The organism is Trinickia soli (genome assembly GCF_002879855.1).
Classification (GTDB): domain Bacteria; phylum Pseudomonadota; class Gammaproteobacteria; order Burkholderiales; family Burkholderiaceae; genus Trinickia; species Trinickia soli.
Genome location: NZ_PNYB01000001.1, coordinates 86,513 through 112,426 on the forward strand (window position 1 = coordinate 86,513; position 25,914 = coordinate 112,426).

The 25,914-nt window shown below is 60.6% G+C and carries 13 protein-coding genes and 3 pseudogenes; 4 read left to right on the forward strand and 12 right to left on the reverse strand.

The annotated features are described in order from the left end of the window. Positions 1-5: 5 nt before the first annotated feature. The 4 genes and pseudogenes from C0Z19_RS28150 to C0Z19_RS00465 form a co-directional block, all read right to left on the reverse strand. Entirely contained in the window at positions 6-1,037 is a 1,032-nt protein-coding gene (locus C0Z19_RS28150) for a T6SS immunity protein Tli4 family protein (RefSeq protein WP_332882199.1), read from the reverse strand. Continuing rightward, positions 1,031-2,980 (reverse strand): esterase/lipase family protein, encoded by a 1,950-nt coding sequence (locus C0Z19_RS00455; RefSeq protein ID WP_102607831.1) that lies wholly within the window; start codon positions 2,978-2,980, stop codon positions 1,031-1,033. Before C0Z19_RS00455 ends, C0Z19_RS28150 begins: the two co-directional genes overlap by 7 nt. A 33-nt stretch (positions 2,981-3,013) precedes the next feature. Then, positions 3,014-5,794: a type VI secretion system Vgr family protein gene (locus C0Z19_RS00460; protein ID WP_102607832.1), complete on the reverse strand. Its 2,781-nt coding sequence runs from the start codon at positions 5,792-5,794 to the stop codon at positions 3,014-3,016. Positions 5,795-6,156: 362 nt separating this feature from the next. After that, positions 6,157-6,624, reverse strand: a pseudogene (locus tag C0Z19_RS00465) (IS3 family transposase); the annotation flags it as partial. 235 nt (positions 6,625-6,859) lie between these two features. Between C0Z19_RS00465 and C0Z19_RS00470 the strand changes: the two are divergent. After that, positions 6,860-7,504 (forward strand): annotated as a pseudogene (locus tag C0Z19_RS00470) (transposase); the annotation flags it as partial. A 260-nt stretch (positions 7,505-7,764) separates the two neighbouring features. Beyond that, positions 7,765-9,306: a methyl-accepting chemotaxis protein gene (locus C0Z19_RS00475; protein ID WP_102607833.1), complete on the forward strand. Its 1,542-nt coding sequence runs from the start codon at positions 7,765-7,767 to the stop codon at positions 9,304-9,306. Between the two features lie 271 nt (positions 9,307-9,577). Here C0Z19_RS00475 and C0Z19_RS00480 read toward each other — a convergent pair. The 4 genes and pseudogenes from C0Z19_RS00480 to C0Z19_RS00500 form a co-directional block, all read right to left on the reverse strand. Further along, positions 9,578-10,071, reverse strand: a pseudogene (locus C0Z19_RS00480) (IS21 family transposase); the annotation flags it as partial. A gap of 274 nt (positions 10,072-10,345) precedes the next feature. Further along, the gene (locus tag C0Z19_RS28400; protein WP_233195932.1) at positions 10,346-13,726 is read right to left on the reverse strand and encodes an eCIS core domain-containing protein; all 3,381 of its coding nucleotides are present in this window, start codon (positions 13,724-13,726) and stop codon (positions 10,346-10,348) included. A gap of 162 nt (positions 13,727-13,888) precedes the next feature. Further along, positions 13,889-14,776 (reverse strand): DUF72 domain-containing protein, encoded by an 888-nt coding sequence (locus C0Z19_RS00495; protein WP_102607835.1) that lies wholly within the window; start codon positions 14,774-14,776, stop codon positions 13,889-13,891. Positions 14,777-14,913: 137 nt separating this feature from the next. After that, positions 14,914-15,840 (reverse strand): LysR substrate-binding domain-containing protein, encoded by a 927-nt coding sequence (locus C0Z19_RS00500; protein ID WP_102607836.1) that lies wholly within the window; start codon positions 15,838-15,840, stop codon positions 14,914-14,916. Between the two features lie 172 nt (positions 15,841-16,012). Here C0Z19_RS00500 and ydiJ point away from each other — a divergent pair, with 172 nt between their 5' ends. After that, positions 16,013-19,138 (forward strand): D-2-hydroxyglutarate dehydrogenase YdiJ, encoded by a 3,126-nt coding sequence (ydiJ, locus tag C0Z19_RS00505; RefSeq protein ID WP_102607837.1) that lies wholly within the window; start codon positions 16,013-16,015, stop codon positions 19,136-19,138. A gap of 105 nt (positions 19,139-19,243) precedes the next feature. Here ydiJ and C0Z19_RS00510 read toward each other — a convergent pair whose 3' ends face one another. Next, complete coding sequence (locus C0Z19_RS00510) at positions 19,244-19,597, reverse strand: hypothetical protein (protein ID WP_102607838.1); 354 nt, start codon at positions 19,595-19,597, stop codon at positions 19,244-19,246. Positions 19,598-19,817: 220 nt separating this feature from the next. Between C0Z19_RS00510 and C0Z19_RS00515 the strand changes: the two genes are divergently transcribed. Beyond that, entirely contained in the window at positions 19,818-20,375 is a 558-nt protein-coding gene (locus C0Z19_RS00515; RefSeq protein WP_102607839.1) for a hypothetical protein, read from the forward strand. Here C0Z19_RS00515 and prpF read toward each other — a convergent pair. The 3 genes from prpF to C0Z19_RS00530 are packed head-to-tail and all read right to left on the reverse strand — an operon-like array spanning position 20,359 to position 25,885. Continuing rightward, positions 20,359-21,549, reverse strand: a complete 1,191-nt coding sequence (prpF, locus tag C0Z19_RS00520; protein WP_102607840.1) for a 2-methylaconitate cis-trans isomerase PrpF — start codon at positions 21,547-21,549, stop codon at positions 20,359-20,361. The genes C0Z19_RS00515 and prpF overlap by 17 nt on opposite strands. Before the next feature lie 48 nt (positions 21,550-21,597). Further along, positions 21,598-24,192, reverse strand: coding sequence for a Fe/S-dependent 2-methylisocitrate dehydratase AcnD (gene acnD / locus C0Z19_RS00525; protein ID WP_102607841.1), 2,595 nt, complete (start codon positions 24,190-24,192; stop codon positions 21,598-21,600). Between the two features lie 49 nt (positions 24,193-24,241). Next, positions 24,242-25,885, reverse strand: a complete 1,644-nt coding sequence (locus C0Z19_RS00530; RefSeq protein ID WP_102607842.1) for an acyl-CoA synthetase — start codon at positions 25,883-25,885, stop codon at positions 24,242-24,244. Positions 25,886-25,914: the final 29 nt, after the last annotated feature.

The following is a 25,914-nucleotide window of genomic DNA, read 5'->3' on the forward strand; positions in this document are numbered from 1 at the left end:
TCCCTTTACACCGCTCCGGGGCGCAGATGCAAGCTGTTCAGGAGCGTGTCCCACACTTGAAGCGCGCCGGCTTCGTCGACAGGGGAGGTCGCTTGCTCCGGCGTCAAATCGGGACTGCTTGCACCGAGCAATAGCTGGATGGCGGTGTGGGGCTTCGCCAACGTGCTCGGATCGCCCGGTGCGATCAGGTAAAACCGATAGGAAGTGATCCCACCGTCTTGGAGCTCGAACAAGACTTCTTCGGCATTCATGCCGGCTACGGTCCGCTTGCCCTCGCGAAGAATGCGGTAGCGCCCCGGCTGCCGGGACAGTTGCGCACGGAGGGCGGGCAGTGTCTTGGTCAGGGGCTCGTTTTGATCCTGTTCGACTGAATCGCGCATCTGGATTACGAGTAGTGCGGGCCGACCGGGCATCAGCGCGAACGACTGGCTGACCTCCTCCGTCGTCGTGGACGAGCCCGTCATGATCCCGCCGTCGAAGCAGAAGCCAGACTCCGCCGGTACTGTCCAGTTATCGCGGGCCTTGATGCGACGAATCTCCTTGTCGTAAATGCTTACGACTTTATCAATTACCGATGATCCGATTCGACCTGTAATATTGAACAGAGTGCCATTGTCGTACACATGAGCCTCTGAGTCGAACGGCAGATCAATCCCTTCTGCTGCCGTGTCTCGATAAATAAATACACGTGAATCATTGGTCGGCGAAAATGCTTTTTCTAGCCAGGGATGATTCCTTTCCTTCCCATCACCCGGATACACTCGTTTTTTCGAGCGAAGTTCATTTTCCCTGTCCTCAATTTTTGCTCGGTACGCTGATAGCGACACGTTATATTGAGTTTGTAACTTATCGCCTTCAAACTCGTAACGTTGATTGGAGATTTCGCTGGCTGTCGGGCGATCAAACATGAATCGACCGATGCACCATGGACGCGATTTGGACAATAAAAGATTACTCATCATCAATTCCCCGGAGAATGCGATTGAGCAGACACTCACGCCTGCGATAAATAGTAGGGCTTTCGCGAAATTCAGCATGTTGGCTCCGGGGCATCCTGCGCGATTTGCACGATGCTGTATAGCAAAGCCCAGCGCACCCAAGGGTGCATGTAGCTGAGCTGATGAACATAGCCGTGTTGGACAAATGCCATCTGCACTCCGGTAGCCGGATCGCCCTTAACCCTTGGATCCAAACCACGCGCCTGCGCTTCGGCAGACCAGACAGGCACCGTACCGTCACCCGCAATGATACCGTTCTTACTGTTGTACGGGGCTGGATCCGTAGGATCCGCGTCTGCGGGCAACTTGTTTACCTTCTGCACCTCGAACTCCACGGCCAGCTTGCGTGTTTCCAAGTACACTCGCAAGTTACCAGTGTGCGAGTCGTGCAAGAACCTTGCGGCGCGCAATTCCTCTTCGGTTACATCGGACGGGAAATTGCCCTTCCAGATCACCGTGCCCCAGGTCAACAAATCTTTGAGTTCGTTGCCTTCCTCAACGCTCTGCCTATTCTTTTTGCTACCAGTTGCTTGGGTGCTGGGTGACTTGGCCCTTAGCGCCCCGTCTCCGTACGAAGCAAACGTTTTTGGATGATAGACGTTGGTGATTTTCCGCTGATTTTTTATCGCATTACCTACCGTCGTATAAAAATTCCCTAGCACAGTATCGCCATGATGAGTTTTGCCGAGCCGGGTCTTCACGATGCCTGCGGGATCGAGAACCTTCTCATCGGGTACTAGACCGAACCATTTTGAATTCGTATAAATCTCTTTATATGCGTCGCCGTTTTCCGGTAACTGCATTACTGGCGAGCCGTCGAGTCGCGAGAATATCCACCATGGTTTTCCGTTGTTGTAGTCCGGCATAGGAATTAGCTCAAGTGGCCCCGGCGCGTTCGCCAGCACGGCTGTGAACTCGTTCGCGTCACGTCCGAGAAGGCTACCGCCGACGAAGCTATTCAGTCCCCCCTCGTTTCCAGCGCCAGTCCTGAAGCGCTTGGCGGCAACAGGCGCCCCCGTTGCCGGCTGCACGCTGTGAAACACACCGTGCATCAGATCCGCGGCACCGTGCATGGCGATCGCCATCCGTGCCACGAGGCCGCCCATCGAGTGGGTCAAGATGATCGCCTTGCCAGTGTGGTTCTCAGCGCAGATCTCTCTGATGCCCATCAGCCGCGTCGTCTTCTTTGTCTTTGGGTCGTAGTAGTCCGAGCCCTCGATGACTTGCTTGCCCGAGTCCGCGTTCGATTGCAGCCAGTTGTAACCAATCGCGTATACGCGGTACCGGTATTTCGCGAAGTGCTTGAATTCCGGCGAGTCCTCGGTAAGTGCATCCCCCTTACCGAACGCCCCATAATTCGTCGGATGGGTACCCAACAATGGTTTGAGCGTCCAGTCCTTCCCTTCGGGATCCGGGTCCACCCATGCGCCATGAACCTTGCCAAGCTTCATGGGTTGATTGAGTTGTTCTTCAAGCCACGCGAGGACCGGGTGATAGCTCGTCCGATGCACCGATCCCCAGCCACGTCGACGCGCTTCGTCCTCGTCGATGAATTGATCGTTGGTGTCGTCCTTCGCATGTTTGCCGACATTGATCGGGCCGAGTGGTGTGACTGCTGCACGCGTCGGATCATAGGTCTTTTCCCGGGACGAGGCACTGGAGAACCACATTCCGATCAATGCCCCAAGCGCTCCGATGTCCGCGAGCACCGTGTCCGAGTTCGGCGCAAAGAGCATTTCGTCGCCGGTATCTTTGAATGTCAGCAAAGACCCCATCACGCCGGGCAAGAAAATCACCGGAATGATCGGCCGCACGTCGCACAGCATCTCTTTCGGCCGAGTGTCGCTCGCCGGCGTCAACGTCGCGTGCGCGTACGATGCCCCATCCTTGTCCGTGCGTCCCGCCAGCCGTACGACCTCTTGCTGCGCGCTGTCATCGAAGGGCGAACCGTTGCCCTGACTGTCTGCCTGGTTATCGCTCATTTCGGCTTATCGAATTAGAGTTTTTATCGTGAATCACGCTGAAGTTCCGCCGGTCTTCGGGCTCGGCCGCAGCGCGCGCAGCATGATCGACTCGACGTTTTCGCTCTTTTGCTCGGGCACATGTCCGAGCTCGTTCGTCATACCGGTTATCCGCGTGCCGTCCGCGCGAACGAGTTCGAACGGGTGGTTTTTCAAAACCTCGCCGGTGATGCGATTGCGCAGCACATACGGATCGTTGAACTTCGTTTTCGGCAGGCTGTTCATGTGCTCCGCAACCGAGCTCGGCCCTTGTCGGCTGAAGGATGCCGACTTGAACGTCCTGCCACCGCGCGTGCCATCCTCGATGCCGTCGGCCGTAATGCGGATATAGGAGCCGCCGCACTTGAACATCAATTCCTGTTTGGCCTCGATGACGATGCGGCCCTGGTTGCTCGTCAGCGTCATGTTCTGGTCGGCGTAGAGCGTCATCTCGTCGCTTTGAGCGGCAACTTCAACCTTGCCCTTGGCCGCAAAGATCTTCACGCCCGCTTGCTGAACGAATAGGCTGATCTTCTCGGCGGCCGCCATGATCAACGATTTCCCAGTGGCGACGGTCGCGTTTTCGCCGCTGACGACGCTGATCTGCTTATCCGCTGTGACCTGCGTCGATTGCTGCGTCGACAAGAGAATGCCCGCAGGACCGGCCACCGCGATCAGTGGGGCGGTGAAGCTATTGGCCTCGCCCATGCCGCCGCCTCCCGTGCGCCCGCCGGACGCGGTACCCGACGTGGTATGAAGCGTTGCGCTTGTCATCGCCTTCAGCACGCCTTGAGTCGCTTGCAGAGGCTCGGCCTGCGCCGTCGTGCTGGCGCTCGACAACGATTCGACAAGCATGCCCGTGCGTTCCAATTGATCCTGTAGTTCGTCGACACCGAGTTGTTCACTGTCGTACGAGCCGGCATGCGTGCTGATATACAGGCCGCGGTTGGCGCGTACTGCGCCGTAGTCATCCGTGTGCAAGATAAAGCCGCTGCCCAGGTAGCGGCCCCGCCTGTTGCCGTCCTGCTGGATCAAGTAGCCCTGATGAAAGGCGCTATAGCTCTTGCCCGTATAGCTCGTGAAGCGCGTTCCGCCCTGGTTCGTCGCGTCGTCGTGAACCAGGGCGTTGTACGCGCCGGTGTTGCCGAATCCGCGCGAGCGGAAGCCTGACAGCAGGACGTTCGTATGCCACGGCGGCTGCGTCGTGCCGCCAGCGAGTCGGCCAAGGATGAACGGGCGGTCGCAATCGCCTCCCCAGTGGCCGATCGCGAGCCACTCGCCTGCGCGAGGCACGTGAACGCCGCCGTAGCCGTTCCCGGTATCCGCTTGCATGGAGAGCAACAACGGCGACGAAACGAAGGCGCCCGCCGGTGTTTGCCGATCCCACGCATAATGCACGCGGATCCGATTCAACGCGTCGGCCCAAGCTTCCTCGCCCTCCGGTGCAACGGCCTGCGCATGCTCGATCTGCATGACAGGTTTGTGGTGTTCGAAGGGGCTGCGATATTCGACGGATGCCGGTTGTGCTTCCAGTTCGACGACGAAATAGCCTGTCTGGCCGTCGGCTGCATGCGGTTTCGACACGAAGCGCTTGCCATGCGTGGCCCTGGCGTCTGCGATGACGCGCTGCAGACTGTGAGGGAAGGCCGCGTTGTGGAGCCCGATCGGCAAGTTGTTTTCGATGTGCCAACGCAGTTCGATCGCAACAAACACGTTGTCGCGTGAATCCCCGCCCTTATGTCGCGGGTGGTGATTCAGCTCGAAATGCGACCCCGCATCGATCCATCGCAAAGCGCCGATGCCCGAATAGCGACGCGCTTGCGCATCCCAGGCTTCCGTACGCAGCCGCGCGCGGGCATATCCGGCGTCCGAACTGGGGTAGCCGTAAGGCAAGGACTCGAAAACTTCCATCGGCGCCGCGGGGATCTGCTGCGACTCCTCATAACGCCGTTGTTCAATGGTATAGGTCGTCGCCTTGAGCTGACTCGACGCCTCGAAGTCATAGCTCGGTCGCATGTAGTCGAACGACCGATTTGTGTAGCGTACGCTTTGAAGGGTTTGCAGGGCTGCCCATTGCGTTAGGCCGTCGACCTCATCGTCCGTATTGCCCCGGCAGTACTCAACCGAAGTTCCCTTCGGGAGGGCCGTGAGACTGTCCACGATGACGAGCGTTGTCTGGCCCGCGTTGTCGTCCGCATGCTCCCAATAGAAGTACCAGCCTTCGTCTTCGAGAATTCGATGGACGAAATTCAGATCCGATTCCGCTTGCCGACAGTACGAGCGCACCCGGGGCTCGGTCACGATGTTGAAACGAACCTGGCCTTGCAACTGCGAATACCGATCGAAGACGTCGTGCATGATTTCACGCGCGTTCTTCTCCAGCCAGTAATAGTCGTTGCGCGTATGGCCGAGGAAATAAAGCGCCGACGCGAATTCCACTTGATAGACCGCGAGATCGCCGTCGCTTCCGAGCACGCTGACACGATGAACGAAGCCGTGAATGGGGCGGTAACTTGAAGGGGAAGACGCCGTCGTTGTCTGCTGAAGCCACAGTGTCCCTGGCTGATGCATCAGCGACAACAGAGAGAGGTTTTTATTTATCGAAACGGCGTCTATCGTCCAGCGATAGTCGCGACCGATCTTTGCCCAGCCTTGTGCGCGCAGTGGAATCAGGACATCGGGGCCAAGCGGCGTATCGAGTTTGAGCAATCGCTCTCGTTGGAGAACGCCTCGCTGTATCGCGTCGTATATGTCGCTGTACTTCAGTTCCCCGGGCGAGGCGGATCTGATTAGCATTATTGTTCCAATCTCTCAGTTGCTCCCGACGGCCGCGGGGCGAGGGTATCCGCAAAATTCCATGCGGATTTGTTTATCATTCTGTGCTTGATTTTAACATAGGGCCTGGCATTCTCGTACCTCGTGGTTTCGACTGGGCGCGCTATTGAGGGCATCGGATTCGATGGACGCCTCAATGCCTACAACGCCGCGGCGCAGGATTCCCGCGAATACACCGCGCTCCATATCGGGCAACGGGATGCCTCTTGATACCAAGGTTGGTGCAATGCGGTGGCTCCCCCCTTCGCGCGAATGGAGGCCAGTAAGATCGCCGAGTCAATCGGAAAACTGAACCGGCCCGGGAATCGTGGAGGCTGGTTGGTTTAAGTTAATACCGGTTCATCGACAGGCATTTCAAGTTGCCGATAGTAGTTTGCCTCAGCTTCAGCGGGCGGGATATAGCCGAGCGGTTCCATCAACCGATGGTGATTGAACCAGGCCACCCATTCCAGCGTTGCGAGCTCGACGGACTCCCGTGTTTTCCAGGTGCGGCGATGTATCAGTTCAGCCTTGTACAAACCGTTGATCGTTTCCGCCAGCGCGTTGTCGTAGCTGTCGCCTCGGCTGCCGACCGACGGTTCGATGCCGGCTTCGGCCAGCCGCTCGCTGTAACGAATGCTGACATATTGCGACCCTCTGTCGGAGTGATGTATCAGCGTCCCGTCGCCGCCCGGCCGTCGCGCGTACAGCGCCTGTTCAAGTGCATCCAGAACGAAGTCCGTGGTCATCGACGAGCTGACGCGCCAGCCGACGATGCGCCGGGCGAACACGTCCACGATGAAGGCCATATAGCTTTGCACCGTCGACCACGACGACGCAGGCAGACTTGAGAATCGGCATGCGCCATTCGCTTTAAGCAGCGAACTCCTCGTCGTACTTGGGCGGGCGTGTCAGTGGCACGTACCGCCGTTTTTTTAGGTGTCGGTATTTCGTGGGTGAATTGCGCGCTATCTAGACAGTTTTAAAGCCGTATTCTGTAGCTGTAGGGCGAGCCGGTCGAGTAGCTGGCCGCCGATAGCCTCCAACTGGGCTCGTAAGCTCCAAGGCATGGGACACACGGTTCGGCTGATTGCACCGCAGTTCGTCAAGCCGTATGTGAAGACGAACCAGAACGACGCGGCCGACGCCGAGGCGATCCGCGAAGCCGTCGCGCGACCGAACATGCGCTTCGTGCCGATCAAGACCGTTGAGCAGCAATCGGTCTTGTCGCTGCATCGTGTCCGTCAAGGATTTGTGCGGGCGCGAACGGCGCAGGCCAATCAGATTCGCGGGCTGCTCGGCGAGTTTGGCATCATCATTCCCCAAGGAATCTTACATCTCATAAGCCGCGTGCCGGAGCTGCTCGAAGACGCCAGCAATGAATTGACGGGCTCCTTCCCGCTGCTCATTGAGCGTCTGATGGCACACCTGAAAGAACTCGACCGGCAAGCTCGGGAACTCGAAGCACAAATCCAGGCATGGCACCGCAGCAATGAGGCCAGTCGCAAACTCGCGAGAGACAAGGACCGCCGGTTAGAGGGTTTGCTTCAGCGCTGAAACCAGAACGTTGCGGCCGTCGCACTCGCGAACAAAAACGCGCGGATCGCGTGGGCACTCCTGGCTCACGGCGGCGAGTTCCGAGCTGATTACCCACGAGCGCAATCGGACATTCAGACGCCCACTTCGCCTTAACGACGAACCATCATGTCGTGATCGAATTAAGGCCATCGAGCGGCGCCCCGGGAAACCCCTACCTCAAATAACCCTTTATGAATTAGGGTAAGACGCCGTTTACCTGCTTAATAGCGCTCGCCTAAAGGGGCGGGCGGGAAACAACGGGCGCCATCGCGCTGTCTCGATGGCTCCTTTCCACAGTACCTCCGACTTGGCTCAACAACCGGGAAATCAGCGTGAAATCGAATATTGGCGCGCAGCTTTCATTCAGAGCCCAGATGATTCTGTTGATGGTGAGCTTTGCAAGCTGTTTCCTACTGTACGGTCTGTGCTCGATGTTCGTCATCAAGGAACTGCGCGTGAACGGGCCGCTCTACGACAAGATCGTCCAAAACAAGGATCTGGTATCGGATATTCTTCCTCCGCCGGAGTACGTGATCGAGTCATACCTCACATGCTTTCAGCTTGTCGGCGCGGAATCGGCGGACCAGTCGCGCCTGATCGATCGGCTCAAGGCGCTCAAGGCGGATTACGACGATCGCCATCGATACTGGGCCGAGCAACGTCTGAATCCTGCCACTCGCAATGCCCTCATGGACAAGGCGCACCCTGCGGCGCTTGCGTTTTATCAGATTGTATTCACCGACTTCATTCCCGCCCTGCAGCGCGGAAACAAGGCCGCCGCGCTTGACGCACTGTCTCGCATCTCCCAGCAGTACGAAATTCACCGGAAGGCGATCGATCAGGTAGTCGAACTCGCGACGAAGAATTCCAAGGCCGTGGAAGCCGAAGCCCGTGAGCGCACGCAGGCGGGAAGCTGGACACTCCTCGCGATCTTCTTTGTCGCACTGGCCTCCAGTGTGGCAATTTCTCGTTTCATTGCCCGTCGCCTTCGCGCGCAACTTGGCGGCGAACCGGCTTTGGCGACGAAAGTCGCCAGTCGGATCGCGGCCGGGGATTTGACGGTAAAGATCAGCGCGTCGGGGGATTCGCGCAGCCTGATATCGACGATGCAAACGATGCGGGACAGTCTTACACGCATCGCAGCCGAAGTGCGGTCGGGCACCGAAAGTGTCACGACTGCCGCCAGCCAGATATCGGCAGGTAACTCCGATCTCTCGGCTCGCACCGAGGAGCAGGCCGCGTCGCTGGAGGAAACGGCGGCGAGCATGGTTCAGTTGACCGAAACAGTCAAGCGGAACGCGGACAACGCGCATCAAGCCAGCGCCCTGGCTTTGCGAGCCACCAACATATCCGGCGCCGGCAACGATGCGGTGCAAGGGATGGTGCGGACGATCGGAGAAATCAGCGGCAGTTCGAGCAAGATCTCCGAGATTACGGGCACCATCGAAGGCATCGCGTTTCAGACCAACATCCTTGCATTGAACGCGGCGGTGGAAGCGGCACGCGCAGGCGAGCAGGGGCGAGGCTTCGCCGTCGTGGCGAGCGAGGTGCGCAGCTTGGCACAGCGCTCGGCCGCTGCGGCAAAAGAGATCAAGGAATTGATCAACTCGTCTGTCGCCACGATCCAGGATGGCGCGCACCGCGCGGGCGAGGTGGGCGAAACGATGGGGCAGGTGATGCATGCGATCAAGCAAGTGTCGGACATCGTCGCCGAAATCGCCGCAGCATCCGAGGAACAAAGCCGCGGCATCGAGCAAGTCAACCGGTCCATCGGTCAGATGGATGAGGTGACACAGCAAAACGCGGCACTCGTCGAGCAGGCCGCCGCCGCTGCGCAGTCGCTCGAAGAGCAGGCGGTAAAGCTTAAGTCCGCTGTTTCTGTATTCCAACTCGCCGGCGACCGTGTGTCCTGCTAGCACGCAGGGGTTCGCGCGGATCGTACGCGTGATTGGTGCTCTCCGGCGAGCCATGCTCGCCAGCCGCCAACCATCCGTGATGTTGACCCCGGACTCCGGTCCATATGAACGCGTCGTCAATTACCACGTTCACGATCTCGGCGACCGAATTTTGGCTTCACCCAAAATAGCCCTTCTACCGTCGGCTGGTCTTTGTTCCAATTTCCCACGACGCTATGTTCCTGGTCTGCCCAGCCGATACGCAGCGTCATCAAGGCCGTGCCACCCAAACGCGGTTGTTGCGGGTCGGCTGCATGCCGCAGTGAGCACACAGTGCATCGTAACGCGTGGTCAGATCGCCGCGTGCTTCGCGATCGAGATTGCGGAAGGCGGCGGACAGGCTGTCGCTGCGGTGTTCGCGTGGCGCACCTCCCAGTGCCCGTAACGCATTCTGCAGCCCTTCGGCGAGCGCGACATAGCTCTCGCCGCCGAGAATGACGCGAGCGGGCTCGAAGCCCCAGCAGGCCAGACGAGAGCGATACAGGCGGTGATCGAGCGCGACACCTTCCACGCTCACGCCAGGCTGTGCATGTCGGTGAAGTCGGACAGCCCAAGGCGGCCGGGCTCATGAACCTGGCGGAAGATGACGTCACGCTCCTCGCCATGCATCGCACGCCAATCGCGGATGCGTCGCTCCAACGTTCGTCGCACGGTGCGCGACAGGCTCGGATGCCGTCGAAGCATCTCCTCCAGCACCGCCACCGGCCGAATTCCCGGAGCAGGTTCCGGGCTACGCCCTTCACCGTCGCAGCTGCGCCTGCATTCTCATCCTGATTGACGCGCGGCAAGAAGTGGCGTGCTGGACGACGCAACGGCCACGGGCCTGCAGACCTGCTGGTGGTCGATAAGCCCCCGAAGGCAGCGCGCGAGCGGACGCCATCAACACACGAACCGAAAAACTACACCGTAGACATATCAGCACTGGCGCGGTTGATCGAGGAAGGCGAGATCTGACCCATTTCAACCACGAAATACGGATCTTTTTTTTGCAAAGCCCTGCTCACTCCGTCGTCGCAGTCTCGGTCTTCTTCGCAGGCGCTTTTTTCTGGGCCGCTATCGGGGCCGTCTTGAACACATAGGGGCTCGCTTCGTTACCCGTTTGTACTCCCGTGATGCGCAAAACATGAGTGCGCGTATAGATCGTCACTTCCGCATACGGGATTTCATAGGTGTCGAGAAATTCCTTGAGCGCCGCCGCACCGGACTCTGGATTGAAACCGGGCTCTCGCAGGATAAAACGCGTTTCGCCGGAAGGAGGTTTGGAGCCGGGGAAGGTGTAAAGGCTTCGATGATCGACGGTTGTGCGCACGTAGCCGACCGTCGTCGCGCGATCGGATTGGTATTCCTCCGGTTGCTCTTTTTCGAGTTCGGTCAGCGTCTGTTCGTCGGCATCGTCGAGCGTCGTGCGCAACCAAAGCGGCGCGGCCGCCCGCAATGTCGGCGTATTGGTTTGATTGGCTTCGATATCGTCGACAAGCGGATTGTCGACCGTGACGGTGATGGGCTCGTAGTGGCCGCCCGTATTCCACAAGCGGATCACCTGCGGCGCCCCCGCATGGAGCGTTTCTCTGACTTGTACGAGGCCGCCCGAAGTCCATTCAGTGCGTACCTCGTACTGGCTCGGATCGACGCCGATCAATTGCAGTACCCGTTCCCCATGTTCGTGCGCCGACAAGTATTCGAGCGGGCGGGTTCGGCGCTCGCGGATCAATTGCTGACGGATGGCGGCGGCTTCCTGGCGCCGTGCGTCGGGAGCCAGGTTGGTGACATGCTGCAACAGCGAATCGATGAGGCAATTGTGGCCCAAGCCGGAAGCTTCATGCCGCTGCCAACTGCGCGGCATCAACCCCCATTCGTTCGACGGCAGCGACCCCAACAGCAGTGCTCGCAAATTGGCGTCGCGCGATGAAAGCTGCTCTTCGAGCGCCGACACTTCGCCTTGCACGGCTTCGAGATTGCCGTTCTTGTCCAGAGAGGCAAGGATGCGTGCGAGCTGCTCATTGAGTGCGCGCTTATCTTTATCCTCTTTGCCGTCGAGCAGCCGATAAAGATCGCTGATGCGCTCGTGTGGTTTGCGCACTGGCGCGCGCGCCCCGCGCTCGTTGAGCGCTTCACCTTGTTTCTGTTTGACCGCTTTTTGAAAATCGTCGGGACTCAGGCTCTTATGCTCGCCGACCCAGGTGTGTCCGGCCCAATGGTTGCCGTTCTTCGTGAAGCTCGTGGGGCCGTCCTGGTTGGTCAGGCGGATCGTGGCCTTGCCATACAGAATCTGTTTCGAGCCTTTCGTTCTGCTGGCAACATCGTAAAGGCCGGTGCTTCTGAACGCTTTTTCCCAGTTGTGTCGAGACAATTCCGTCGCCAGCCGTACGCGGTCCGAGGGACTCAGCAAGACGATCGATGAATCGTCGACCGAACGCGAGGGAAACTGGAAGTCCTCGGGGAAATGATCGCGTCTGGCCTTTTCGGTGAGATGGTCCTCGAGTCGAATCGTTTGCGGCTCGCGCACATGCACGCTCTTGGCCGCCTGCCGGTTCATGACGAAGATGAGCATGTGCGCGAGGTCGTCGATGATGGGGCGGCAGGCCTCCAGGGTGGGCGAGGGGCCTAGTGCTTCGACGCGCTGCCTGACGTAAGCGGCCACGTCGAGCTTCAGCACGGAATGCGAAAACGCCGCGCGCAAAATCGCGCCTTCGCGGACAGCGGCCCGATCGGTCGCGCGATTTTCTTCCGGTTGGCCGGCAAAGCCCGGCCGATTGTCGATATGGCTGCCGCTTCCCGGGTCCGTGCTGCCGGTCGTCATCGTGAGCCCGGACGTAAAAACGTTTTTTTGATGGGCGTCGACATCGGTGGTGACGCCCGACAGCGCGAGCACGAGCGAAACGATTTGCGGCCGATAGCGCGAAATTTCGGCGCCGATCGCCGCGATGAAAGTTGTCAGCCTGCCGGCGTCGAGTTGCGGGAGGTCGCCCGCGAGCATGTCCTCGATCACCGCCTTGAGATCTTTGTAGCTGAGTTCGTTGCGCGGGTAGTCGTAGGCGTTGAAATAGGAGTCCGGTACGTCGACCAATTCGCCTTCGCGTCCCGACGTCTCATTCTTCAGCGGCGCCACATAGCGACCTTTGGCTTTGACTACGAAGTCCAGGTTGCTCCAGGTGAACACATTGCTGCCGCGCGAATGGGTGGATTGCCCGAGCAAGGCCGTCATATAAAGGCGCCGCAAATGCTGCAGTTCGAGCAGTATCTGCGTAACGGTCGCATTCAGGCGCTGACCGCTACCGGTTTCGCCCTGTAGTTTCTTGCGCGCTTCGTCGTGCGGAGAAGGATCCGGCTTCTTGTCAGCCTCGCTCTTTGACGACGCAGTCGGCTTCTTGGTTTTGGCGCTCGCTGTTTGGGCAGCTTTTTTCGCCCGCTTCGATTGCGTGTCGGATGGAGGGGGCCCTTTCAGCTTTTCAAGCGACAGGTTGCGCGCGTCGAACGGGACTTCTTCCTCGAAGATGTCGGCGACGCGGACAGCGACTTCATGAAGGATGCGATCGATCAGATCCCCCGTTTGCGCCGCCTTTTCCGCTGCCCCTATCGTCAGCGGTTCGCTAACCTTCGGCAGCGTGGATAGGTCCAGCGCTGGCTCCGGTTCTGGCTCCGATTCCGATTCCGATTCCGATTCGGCATCGTCCTCGCGTTCGTCATCGCTGCCGTTACGCTGGACCGGGCCGGACAACGCCTCCCCGAGCGGCGCCGTTTCAGCTTCAGTGGGGTCAGTGTCGGTATCGGCGCCGGTGTCGCCTCCGACGCGGACGGCCTGAGCGCCCATGACATCGGCTTCCTGCTCCAACGCCGAGTCGTCGTTGAGCGGGACCGCCCCCTTCATTTGCCGCGTGGCCGGCACGCGCCCCTGTGCCTGCTGCACCACGTGCCACGCTTCATGCGGAAGATGCCGTTCCTCCCCGGGCCCGAGATGAATCTGGGTACCTCGCGCATAAGCACGTGCCTGCATTCGAGCGGGCTCGGAGGAGTTGTAATGGACCTTCACGTGGTCCATGGAAAGGCCGGAAAGCGACTCGATGCCGGTCTTGAGACTGCCGGGTAGGCCTGTCGGGTTCGATGGCGCCAAGTGGTGCGAGACCGCCGCCTTCTGCTGCTGCACGCGCGGGCTGCTATCGATGCTCTGCTGCAGCATCGCATGTTGCTGCACCACAGGGCTTTGCTCGATCATCTGCTCGTAGGCTTGCTGCTGCAGCACGCGAGGGCTTTGATCGATCAGCCGTTGATGCACGTGGCGGCCGCGGGCCGTGGCAGTGCTGTCTCCTTCACGAACTCCCTGCAGCGCCATCCCCGGGCGATTGGAGTCCGATTCATGCGCGACGGGCGTCTTTGCTTTCATTCGCGTTCGGCCTTAGGTTTTTTCGCGCTCAGCGTAGCACATTGGTATGGAGAATAACTCTTTCAATTTGCTAACGATGACAATCGGCGAAGGGCCGATGTGTTTATCGGCTTGCGATTCGATCTCAGCTTCCGTTTCCGAGCTTCCCTTTTCGGCAACAGATCAACCCGACAGTATTTCGATCAAGCGCAGCGCATTACGCTGCGCAACATCGCGGTAACAGTTGTTGAAAAGCACATGAGTGCGTGCGACGCGCTTTGATATTTCCTGTATCTGCGGTGACAGCTCGCTGAGCTCATCGTCGTCGTATTCATAGTTGAACCGCTCGGCGGCCGATTCGGCGCCGCTCCATGTTTGCGCGTTGCGGCCATGCAGCCGTACGATGGCGAGTTCGTTCGACGTCGCCTCCCAAACGGTATGGGCGCGACGAGTGACGTCCGGCGGCGCATCGACGATGACATGCACGATGCCTCGTTCTCGCTCCATGCGCAGCGTCGATTCCCGGTGCTTCTCGTCGAACCAGCTCTCGTGCCTGAACTCGAAAGCCGTCAGGAACGGCTGCATACGTTCGGCGCAGTGCATGACGTGTGCGATCGATTTGGGCGCGGGCGTGACCCAGTGAGGAAACTGGAACAGCACTGAGCCCAATTTGCCCGCTGCTCGCAATGGCTCAAGCGCAGCGAAGAAACGCGCCCACAGCTCTTCGACGATCGGTGTGGGCACGTCTTTGTAGTAAAGATTCTTTTTGTCGGTTTTCGGAAGCTCGGCTTGCAAATCGCGCGGCAGGACTTTGGGTTCGGTTTGATGGCCGGTAAACAGTCGAAATGCCTTGATGTCGAACACGAAGCCGGGCGGCGTTCGTTCGACCCATAGCGCGCTGTTCGCTGCAGTCGGTATGCCGTAGTAGGACGAGTCGACTTCGACGATCGGGAACAGGCTGGCGTAGTAACGCAGGCGAGCTTCGGCGGTATTGCAGCCGCGTGGGTAGAACGCGCCCGATTCGATCAGCGTTTTATCGGTCCACGACGCGGTGCCTACGAGAATGGACATGACAGCCTCCGATGGAGCGCAGCGGAGGCTATTTTGCCACGGGGTGGTATGGCGTGCGCCGGGTGCTTGAGCGTCCGGCACACGTCCATTCAGCGACGCGGGCTATGTAAAGCGGACGTTGCCACGGCCCGGTTTTTTCAGCCCGCTCCCATTTGTGCCATCAGCAACCATTCCCGAAACGCCACGAGCGCAGGGTGATTCCGCACGCGCTCCGGATAAATGAAGTAATACGAGCGCGAGCTCGTGACAGCTTCGAACGGGCTGCACAGCTTTCCATCTTTCAGCTCATCTTCAACGAGCATACGCGGCACGAGCCCCACGCCTATTCCTGCGATGACGGCCTGGATCAAATGCGAAGTGAGCTCAAAGCTGGGGCCGAGCCGCAGTGCATGGTGAGGCAGCCCAAAATGTCCGCACCATTCACGCCAGGCGTCGGGAAAGCTGCTTACCCTGAGCAAGGTCAGGCCGTTGAGCGCTGCGACTGTGGGGCGTGCGAGCCGAGTCGCATTGCGTCGGCGCTTGCCTGCCTGCCCGAGCGCTTGCGGGCTGCCGATGAGTACCAACTCCTCCGCATAGAGCCGATGCGCGATGACGTTCGGCCAGCGGCCATCGCCGACGGTGATCGCAGCGTCGAGCGGTTGCGTGGCGAAATCGACCTCTTCGATCCGGGAATGCAGATCGACCTGCAAATCAGGATGCTGCCGATAAAGCTGATGCAGTCGCGGTAACAGCCACTTGGCGCCGAACGTAGGCAGCGTAGCGAGGCGTAGGCGTTGGCTGAACGCGTCGGAGGCCAACACTTGCAGCGTCGCATTGCGAATCCGCGCCAACGCGGTGCCGACCTCCGCCATATAAGCGCGTCCCGCATCGGTGGCGACGATGCGCTTGCCCTCTCGCACGAACAGCGCCACGCCGAGTTGAGCCTCCAACGTTTGAACCTGCCTGCTGACGGCACTTTGAGTGAGCGACAGCTCCCCGGCTGCGCGCGTGAAGCTTTCATGTCGCGCCGACGCTTCGAACGCCAGCAGCAGCGACATGGACGGCGTCAACTTTCGATAATTCATTCATAAACCTCATGAACAACCCGTAGAACTTCCGTTTGCGGCGGGCGCTTCGCCCGGCGAGAATCGAAGAAACCTGGAATAGGGGTTGCCAGGGGTGCTTCGAAGCATTCGTAGTTTACATGGTTCACCGCAGGGGCAGCCCCGACCACCGACGAATGCCGAGTACAGAACGATGCCGATATCCCGCCTTCCCGTTGCAGATTCGCTCGCCCCTATCGACGCCCGCTTCCTGGACGAACTGAGGGCCGCTGGATTCGAAGGGGAGATCGATGACAGTCAAGCGCTGCGCACAGTGCTTGCGACTGATAACTCGATCTATCAGCGCTATCCGAAAGCCGCGCTGTTGCCGCGTCATGCGCAAGACGTGCAGTGCATCGCCCGGCTGCTCGGAAAAACGCAATTTCGCGAGGTCGTCGTGTCCGCGCGCGGCGGCGGGACGGGAACGAACGGCCAGTCGCTGACCGACGGGATCGTCGTTGATTTGTCGCGGCACATGAATCGCATCCTCGAAATCGATCCTGGCGCGCGAACGGTCAGAGTCGAGGCCGGTGTCGTGAAGGATCAACTGAACGCGGCGCTCAGGCCTTACGGTTTATTCTTCGCGCCCGAGCTCTCGACGTCGAACCGTGCGACGATCGGCGGAATGGTCAACACGGATGCAAGCGGCCAAGGCAGCTGCACCTATGGAAAGACGCGCGACCATGTGCTGGCGCTCGAATCGATTTTGATCGGCGGTGAGCGTTTATCGAGTGCGCCGGTTGAGGAGACGGAGCTCGATGAACTCTGCGCGCGCTCCGATGCCGTCGGCCGCGTCTACCGCACGGCCCGTGAGATCGCCGTGGGCGAGGCGGATCTCATACGCGAACGCTTTCCCGCGTTGAATCGGTGCCTGACGGGGTACGACCTCGCGCATCTGCAAGACGCCGCGGGCCGCTTCGACATCAACAGCGTGCTATGCGGCTCCGAGGGCACATTGGGCTTTGTCGTCGAGGCGACGCTCAACGTATTGCCGATTCCTTCGCATGCGGCGCTCGTCAACGTCCGCTATGCGAGCTTCATGGATGCGCTGCGCGACGCTCGCGCCTTGATGGCGCAGCGGCCGCTCTCGATCGAGACGGTGGATTCGACCGTGTTGGCGCTGGCGCGCAAGGACATCGTTTGGACGAACGTGGCCGAATATTTTCCCGATGTCGAACCGACGACGAATGAGGCGGGCGGCATCAACATGATTGAATTCAGCGGCGCTGACGCAACTGAAGTTCGCGCGCGCGTGGCGGCTTTCGTCGAGTACCTGAAAGGCGAGTTATCGGTGCGGCGCACGTCCATCACGGTTGCCGACGGCGAGGCCGCAATCAATCAGGTCTACGCGATGAGGAAGCGGGCGGTCGGCCTGCTCGGCAATGTAAGCGGCGCGAGCCGCCCACAGCCTTTCGTCGAAGACACGGCCGTTCCACCCGAGCATCTCGCCGACTATATCGCCGCCTTCCGCGCATTGCTTGACGGTTACGGCTTGCGCTACGGCATGTTCGGGCATGTCGATGCGGGCGTGCTTCACGTCCGGCCGGCACTCGATATGCGCGATCCGCGGCAAGCGGCACTCGTCAGGCCGATCTCCGACGCAGTGACGGCATTGACGATGAAGTACGGCGGCCTGCTGTGGGGAGAGCATGGCAAGGGCGTGCGCTCGGAGTACGTGCCGGAATACTTCGGCCCCTTGTACCCGGCGCTCCAACGCATCAAGGCCGCATTCGATCCTTTTAACCAATTGAATCCGGGCAAAATCGCGACGCCGGCGGGTAGCGGCGCTGCGCTGCTGAGGATCGATGCCGTGCCCCTGCGTGGCGAAGCCGATCGGCGTATCGACGAACGCGTGTGGCAGCGCAACGGCGATGCAGTCCATTGCAATGGCAACGGGGCCTGCTACAACTTCGACCCCGACGATGCGATGTGTCCGTCATGGAAGGCGACGCGACAGCGGGTTCATTCACCGAAGGGGCGCGCGTCGCTCATGCGCGAATGGCTGCGCCTGCAGGGCGAGGCGGGCACCGATTTGACCGCGGAGCCAGCGGCGGCGGCGCTGCCGATCAGGATCGTCAATACGATGCGCAGATATCGCAAAGGCAGCGACTTTTCGCATCAGGTCTATGACGCTATGGCGGGCTGTCTCGCCTGCAAATCGTGTGCGGCTGAGTGCCCCGTCAAGGTCAACGTGCCGGACTTTCGCGCTCGATTTCTCGCGCAGTACCACACGCGTTACGCGCGCTCGCCGCGCGACCATCTGATCGGATCGCTTGAATACAGTGTCCCCTACCTCGCGGCCATTCCTGGTGCGAGACGCCTTTATAACGCGTTGATGAGAGCCGCACCGGTTAAGACCGCATTGCGGCGAGTTGCCGGGATCGTCGACAGCCCGCTGCTGAGCACACTGTCGTGGCGCGAGATCGAGCGGCGTTGGGCCGTCGAAACCGCCACTGAAGAGAGGTTGGCGTCGCTGACTGCCGCTCATCGGGAACGCTGCATCATTCTGGTTCAAGACGCCTTCACGCGCTTCTTCGAGATGCAGGTGGCGGCTGCATTTATCGAGCTTGCGGCTCGGCTCGGCTACCGCGTGCTGCTCGCCCCCTACATGCCGAACGGAAAGCCGCTGCACGTCCAGGGCTTCTTGCGCGCATTCGGGCGCGCAGCGAGGCGTAACGCCACGCAGCTGGCGGAGCTTGCCGAATTCGACGTGCCGCTGATCGGCATCGATCCCGCCATGACGCTCGTCTATCGGCAGGAGTATCGAAAAGTGGCCGGCGCGCAAGCGTGCCCGCGCGTATTGCTACCGCAGGAGTGGCTGATCGGTGCGCTCGATACGGCTGTGCCCGCAAGGCGCAACAATGCTGCGCGAGCAAACTACCGCATGCTGCCGCATTGCACCGAGCGCACGAATGAACCGACTTCGGCCATGCTTTGGCGCGAGGTCTTTGCGCGTGCGGGCCTCTCGTTGACGATTCCCGACAGTGGCTGCTGCGGTATGTCGGGCACCTATGGGCATGAGCTGCGCAATGTCGAGACGTCGAAGACGATCTTCGAGCAATCGTGGGCGCGTCATGTGGACGAGTGGTTGCAGCCGGGCAGTGCGTCAAGAGCGAACGCCGAACGCCCCGAATTGCTTGCAACGGGGTATTCATGCCGATGCCAGGTGAGCCGCTTACGTGGGCGTCGGCTCAGGCATCCGGTCGAGGCGTTGGTTGCCTTCTATCGCGACTGTGCGGACCCGCTGCTGCAGGGCCAGATGCAGCCACATCGGCAATAGCGGCTGCAATCGCCAACGCAAAAACGGGCGAGCGCGAACGCTCGCCCCTCAAGGCATGCTCAGCGCGACGAAAACCGCGCTGGAAGCTGCCGTGAACCGATGCCGTTATTGCGTCTTCGTTGCCGTGTCGGTCTTCGTGTCCGCTTTGATGTCGGCTTTCGTGTCGGCCTTGGCATCGGCCTTCTTGCTCATCTTGTGTGTACGCGTCTTCTTCATGTGCTTGACCGTATGCTTCGTGGCCTTGCCTTCGGTCGTCGCTTTGTCTTGCGCCGCGCTGGCGTCGTTCGTCGTCGTATCCGACTTGAGCGTGCCCGTTTGCGCCTGCGTGCCGGCCTTCAGATTGGCTTGGCCGGGCTGAACCGACGTGGCGGCACTGGCGGAGGCAGCGGGCGCCGCGGTTTGAGCGAAAGCCGTGGAAACGAGCAGAGCGGAAGCGAGGGCAGCGAACATCGTCTTCATGAGTGAACTCCTGTGTAGGGCGGCTGAGAAAGTTCAGCGCTGCCGGTTTAACGTTGGGGCGATGACGGCAGTTGACGCTGCGCTGGTGACAAAACGTAAGCGCTGTGACGAAAAACAATTTAGCCCCTTGCGGTCTGTCTCGCGTATTCGAAGAAAAGGTGCGCTATCCTGTCGCGTCGATTGGCGATGCCACGCTGCGCATCGATCGGGCTCACATCAAATGAAAAACCGGTTCAACCTTCTTGCCGCCGTTTACATGAGCGCGACATTGGCGCTGACCGGCTGCGATAGTCATGAGAGCGAGCAAGTCGTGAGTAAACTCAAAGACTTTTTCAACGCGATCAAACCCGATGCGTTGTTGCTCAAAGGGCTGACACCCGGGGTGACGACAGAAGCGCAGGTGCGCGCCCAAATGGGTCGGCCGGACACGGAACGCACGCGCGCGGACGGTTCCAAACGCCTCGAATATCCCCGCGGCCCGCAAGGTACGACCACTTATATGGTCGATATCGATGCACAAGGGAGGCTGGCGGCGGTGACGCAGGTGTTGACGGCCGAAAACTTCGCCAGGGTTCGTTTCGGCATGACCGAGGACGAGGTGCGCCAGTTGCTCGGTAAGCCAGGCGAAGTGGCCTTTTATCGGCTCAAGCCGGAGACGGTCTGGAGTTGGAAGTTTGAGGAGGGCGGCCCGACGGGAGATGCGTTCTTCAACGTGCATTTCGACGCGTCGGGCGTTGTTTATAAGACTTCGCGGTCGGACATCATAAGGGGGCGTTAGGCACGCGCACCGCCCCTTCCATCAACACGCGCGCACTGCGGCTCATGATGGCTTTCTTGACGACCCACTGTCCATCGACCAGCGCCGCCTGCGCACCCACCCGCAAAGTGCCGGAAGGATGCCCGAATCGCACGGCCTCGCGTTCGCCGCCGCCGGCTGCGAGGTTGACGAGCGTGCCCGGTATGGCCGCCGCGGTGCCGATCGCGACAGCCGCCGTGCCCATCATCGCGTGATGCAGTTTGCCCATGGACATGGCGCGCACGAGCAGATCGACATCGCCAGCGCGCACCGTTTTCCCGCTCGACGCAACATACTCGGCAGGCCGGGCGACAAACGCCACCTTCGGTGTGTGCTGCCGCTTCGCAATCTCGTCGATCCGTTCGATCAGGCCCATACGCATGGCCCCATGCGCACGAATCGTCTCGAACATGGCGAGTGCCTTATCGTCGCCGTTGATCGTATCCTGCAGTTCGGTGCCCTCGTAGCCGATCGCTTCCGCTTCGACGAAGATCGTCGGAATGCCGGCGTTGATCATCGTTGCTTTAAGGGTGCCGATGCCGGGAACCTCGAGATCGTCGACGACATTGCCCGTCGGAAACATGGCGCCGCCCGCGCCGTCTTCATCGGCCGCCGGGTCCATGAATTCGAGCGCGATCTCGGCGGCCGGAAACGTGACACCGTCCAGCTCGAAGTCGCCTGTCTCTTGCACGGCACCATCGGTCATGGGCACGTGCGCGACGATCGTCTTGCCGATGTTGGCCTGCCAGATTCTCACGGTCGCAATCCCGTTGCGAGGCAGGTTTGCCGCATCGATGAGACCGTTGGAAATCGCGAACGGCCCCACCGCGGCGGACAGATTGCCGCAGTTGCCGGTCCAGTCGATGAACGCCTTATCGATCGCCACCTGACCGAACAAATAGTCGACGTCATGGCCGGGACGCGCGCTCTTGGACACGATCACCGTCTTGCTGGTGCTCGAAGTTGCGCCGCCCATGCCGTCGATGTGCTTGCCGTAAGGGTCTGGGCTTCCGATCACGCGCAGGAGCAATGCGTCGCGCGCGGCGCCCGGTGTCTGCGCCGCTACGGGCAGGTCCTGCAGACGGAAGAACACACCCTTGCTCGTGCCGCCTCGCATGTAAACGGCAGGGATCCTGATTTGCGGTGAATGCGTCATTCGTTAGATGTCCTTATCTTTGCGCGCTATCAGCCTTGGCCTCAGCCCTTAAGCCGCCATCGACGATTCCAGAAAATCCTGAGCGAAGCGCTGCAGCACGCCGCCTGCCTCGTAGATCGAGACTTCTTCAGCCGTATCGAGCCGGCAGGTAACGGGTGCCGTGATCCGCTCGCCGCTCTTGCGCTCGATGACGAGCGTGAGATCGGCACGCGGCGTGCGCTCGCCGATCACGTCGAACGTCTCGGTGCCGTCGATGCCCAGTGTCGTGCGCGTCGTTCCGGGCTTGAATTCGAGCGGCAAAACCCCCATGCCGACGAGATTCGTGCGGTGGATCCGCTCGAATCCTTCCGCCACGATTGCTTCGACTCCTGCAAGCCGCACCCCTTTGGCCGCCCAATCGCGCGACGAGCCCTGGCCGTAGTCGGCGCCCGCCACGATAATGAGCGGCTGCTTGCGCTCCATGTAAGTCTCGATCGCTTCCCACATCCGCGTCACGCGGCCTTCCGGTTCGATGCGGGCGAGCGAACCCGCTTTGACCTGCCCGCCTTCGAGGACCATTTCGTTCTTCAACGTCGGATTCGCAAACGTCGCCCGTTGTGCGGTCAGGTGATCGCCGCGGTGCGTCGCATAGGAGTTGAAATCCTCTTCGGGTAATCCCATCTTCTCGAGGTACTCGCCCGCGGCGCTGCTGCGCATGATCGCGTTCGACGGCGAAATGTGATCGGTCGTGATGTTGTCGCCGAGCACGGCCAGTGCGCGCATGTCCTTGAGCGTGCGTTCGCCCGCAAGCGCACCCTCCCAATACGGCGGCCGGCGAATGTACGTGCTCTGCGGCCGCCAGTCGTAAAGCGGCTTCGCTTGTTCGGTGCGCTGTGCGGCGAGCGCGAACATCGGTTCGTAGACGCGTCGGAATTGTTCGGGTTTGACGCTCGATGCAACCACCGCGTCGATCTCTTCGTCGGTGGGCCAGAGGTCTTTCAGCTTGATCGGCACGCCATCGGGATCGAAAGCGAGCACATCGTTTTCGATATCGAAGCGGATCGTGCCGGCGATCGCATAGGCCACCACGAGCGGGGGCGATGCCAGGAACGCTTGCTTCGCATAGGGGTGGATGCGGCCGTCGAAATTGCGATTGCCCGACAGGACTGCCGTGGCGTAAAGATCCCGCTCGACGATTTCCTGTTGAATGCGCGGGTCGAGCGCGCCCGACATGCCGTTGCACGAGGTGCAGGCATAGGCGACCACGCCGAAGCCGAGCTGCTCGAGTTCGGGCAGCAGGCCCGCTTCCTCAAGATAAAGCGTGACGGCTTTCGATCCCGGTGCAAGGGAGGTCTTGACCCATGGCTTGCGTAGGAGTCCTAACCGGTTCGCGTTGCGCGCCAGCAGGCCGGCGGCAATCATGTTGCGCGGGTTGTTCGTGTTCGTGCAGCTCGTGATCGCGGCGATGATCACCGCGCCGTCGGGCATCTTGCCGGGCTCGTTCTCAACCTTGCCGCTGATGCCGCGCGCAGCCAGTTCGGTTGTCGGCACGCGTCGGTGCGGATTCGACGGGCCTGCGATATTGCGCGTCACGCTCGACAGATCGAAGCGCAACACGCGCTCGTACTGCACGTGCGAAAGCGAATCGGCCCATAGGCCGGCTTCCTTCGCATACGTTTCGACGAGCCTGACCAGCTTGTCGTCGCGGCCCGTCAGTTTCAGGTAGCGGACCGTCTGTTCGTCGATGTAGAACATCGCCGCCGTAGCGCCGAATTCGGGCGCCATGTTCGAAATCGTCGCGCGATCGCCCAACGTGAGACGCGATGCACCTTCGCCATAGAACTCGAGATAGGCCGATACGACCTTCTCTTTGCGCAGAAACTCCGTCAGCGCCAGCACGATATCGGTCGCCGTGATTCCGGGTTGACGTTCGCCGGTCAACTCGACGCCGACGATGTCGGGCAGACGCATCCACGATGCACGGCCAAGCATGACGCTTTCCGCTTCGAGGCCGCCCACGCCCACGGCGATGACGCCGAGCGCGTCGACCATCGGCGTATGCGAGTCGGTGCCGACGAGCGTGTCGGGAAACGCCACGCCATCGTGCACCTGGATGACAGGACTCATGCGTTCGAGGTTGATCTGATGCAAGATGCCGTTTCCCGGGGGGATCACGTCGACGTTCTTGAACGCCTTCTTCGTCCAATCGATGAAATGGAAGCGGTCTTCGTTGCGACGATCCTCGATCGCGCGATTCTTCTCGAACGCGTCCTTGTCGTATCCACCGCATTCGACGGCCAGCGAGTGATCGACGACGAGCTGCGTCGGCACGACCGGGTTGACGAGGGCCGGGTCGCCGCCGCGCGCCGCGATGGCGTCGCGCAGGCCGGCCAGATCGACGAAGGCGGTCTGGCCAAGGATGTCGTGGCAAACGACGCGTGCCGGAAACCACGGGAAATCGAGGTCGCGCTTGCGCTCGATGAGCTGCTTGAGCGCATCGGTCAGCATCGACGGTTCGCAGCGGCGCACGAGATTTTCGGCGAACACGCGTGAGGTGTACGGGAGCGTGTCGTACGCGCCTGGCTCGATGGCTTCGACGGCTGCGCGTGCGTCGAAGTAGTCGAGCCCGGCGCCGGGCAATGCTTTGCGGTATTCAGTGTTCATATCGTGCAGGGCAGTGCGGTACGTGAATGAGTTAGGACAACGAACGTAGTCATACGTCGATCGCGGCCACCGATTTGGCGAGCTTACGCAGCTCGAACTTCTGAATCTTGCCGGTAGAGGTTTTCGGTAATTCGAGGAATTCAATCGCGCGCGGCACCTTGAACCCGGCGAGATGCAGCTTGCAATGCGCGATCAAATCGGCGGCCGTGGCGGTCGCGCCGTTTTTGAGTTCGACGAACGCGCAGGGCGTTTCGCCCCAGCGCGGATCGGGCTTTGCCACGACGGCGGCGGCCATCACGGCCGGGTGTCGATAAAGCACGTCCTCGATCTCGATGCTGGAGATGTTCTCGCCACCCGAGATGATGATGTCTTTGCTGCGGTCCTTGATGCGGACATAGCCGTCGGGGTAGGCAACGCCCAGATCGCCCGTATGGAACCAGCCGCCGCGGAACGCTTCTTCGGTCGCCGTTGCGTTCTTCAGATAGCCCTTCATCGTGATGTTGCCGCGGAACATGATCTCGCCGATCGTTTCGCCATCAGCGGGCACGGGCGTCATCGTGTCGGGGTCGAGCACGGCGCAGCCGTCCTGCAAGTGATAACGCACCCCTTGGCGCGCATTCAGGCGGGCACGTTCGCCGATGTCGAGCGAACTCCACTCTTGCTGCTGCGGGCAGACGGACGCGGGACCATACACTTCCGTGAGCCCATAGACGTGCGTAAGCTCGAAGCCGAGGCGTTCCAGGCTTTCGATCAGCGCGGCCGGCGGTGCGGCACCGGCCACCATCGCATGGACGCGGTGCTCGATGCCGGCCTTCAGTTCGTCAGGGGCGTTCACGAGCAGGTTGTGAACGATCGGGGCGCCGCAATAGTGTGTGACGCGCTCCGACCGGATCAGATCGAAGATCGCTTTCGCATCGACCTTGCGCAAACATACGTTGACGCCGGCACGCGCGGCGATGGCCCAAGGGAACGTCCACCCATTGCAATGAAACATCGGCAGCGTCCACAGGTAGACGGCGTGCTTGGGCATGTCCCATTCGAGGATGTTGCTGATCGCCGCTGTGTATGCGCCCCGATGATGATAGACGACGCCTTTCGGATTGCCCGTCGTGCCGGACGTGTAGTTCAGGCTGATGGCATCCCATTCGTCTTGCGGGGGCTGCCATGCATAGTTCGGGTCGCCGCTTGCGAGCAGCGCCTCGTACTCGATTTCGCCGATTCGCTCGCCGGGGCCGGTATAGAGCGGATCGTCGACATCGACGACGAAGATCGGCCGTTCCACGGCAGGCAGCACCGCACGCATGACCTCGGAGAACTCGCGATCGACGAGCAGCGCCTTCGCTTCGCCGTGGTTGAGCATGAAGGCGAGGGTGGCGGCATCGAGCCGCGTGTTGAGCGTGTTGAGCACAGCGCCGAGCATCGGGATGCCGAAATGGGCTTCGACCATGGCCGGCGTATTCGGCAACATGACGGCGACGGTATCGCCCGCACCGATGCCACGTGCGGCTAGCGCGGAAGCGAGGCGTCGCGCGCGTGCGTAGGTGTCCTGCCACGTTCTGCGAATCTCGCCGTGTATGACGGCCAGCCGTCTTGGGTACACGCTTGCCGCGCGCTCGATGAAGCTCAGCGGTGTCAGCGCCGTATAGTTGGCGGCGGATTTGCCAAGGCCCGCCTCGAAAATGTCTGTGCTCATGATTGTCTCCCCAGCCAGCCTCTGCGATA

Coding starts and splice junctions, on each gene's coding strand:
- C0Z19_RS28150 (WP_332882199.1), bottom strand. CDS start 1,037: ATGCTGAATTTCGCGAAAGCCCTACTATTTATCGCAGGCGTGAGTGTC.
- C0Z19_RS00455 (WP_102607831.1), bottom strand. CDS start 2,980: ATGAGCGATAACCAGGCAGACAGTCAGGGCAACGGTTCGCCCTTCGAT.
- C0Z19_RS00460 (WP_102607832.1), bottom strand. CDS start 5,794: ATGCTAATCAGATCCGCCTCGCCCGGGGAACTGAAGTACAGCGACATA.
- C0Z19_RS00475 (WP_102607833.1), top strand. CDS start 7,765: ATGATTCTGTTGATGGTGAGCTTTGCAAGCTGTTTCCTACTGTACGGT.
- C0Z19_RS28400 (WP_233195932.1), bottom strand. CDS start 13,726: ATGAAAGCAAAGACGCCCGTCGCGCATGAATCGGACTCCAATCGCCCG.
- C0Z19_RS00495 (WP_102607835.1), bottom strand. CDS start 14,776: ATGTCCATTCTCGTAGGCACCGCGTCGTGGACCGATAAAACGCTGATC.
- C0Z19_RS00500 (WP_102607836.1), bottom strand. CDS start 15,840: ATGAATTATCGAAAGTTGACGCCGTCCATGTCGCTGCTGCTGGCGTTC.
- ydiJ (WP_102607837.1), top strand. CDS start 16,013: ATGCCGATATCCCGCCTTCCCGTTGCAGATTCGCTCGCCCCTATCGAC.
- C0Z19_RS00510 (WP_102607838.1), bottom strand. CDS start 19,597: ATGAAGACGATGTTCGCTGCCCTCGCTTCCGCTCTGCTCGTTTCCACG.
- C0Z19_RS00515 (WP_102607839.1), top strand. CDS start 19,818: ATGAAAAACCGGTTCAACCTTCTTGCCGCCGTTTACATGAGCGCGACA.
- prpF (WP_102607840.1), bottom strand. CDS start 21,549: ATGACGCATTCACCGCAAATCAGGATCCCTGCCGTTTACATGCGAGGC.
- acnD (WP_102607841.1), bottom strand. CDS start 24,192: ATGAACACTGAATACCGCAAAGCATTGCCCGGCGCCGGGCTCGACTAC.
- C0Z19_RS00530 (WP_102607842.1), bottom strand. CDS start 25,885: ATGAGCACAGACATTTTCGAGGCGGGCCTTGGCAAATCCGCCGCCAAC.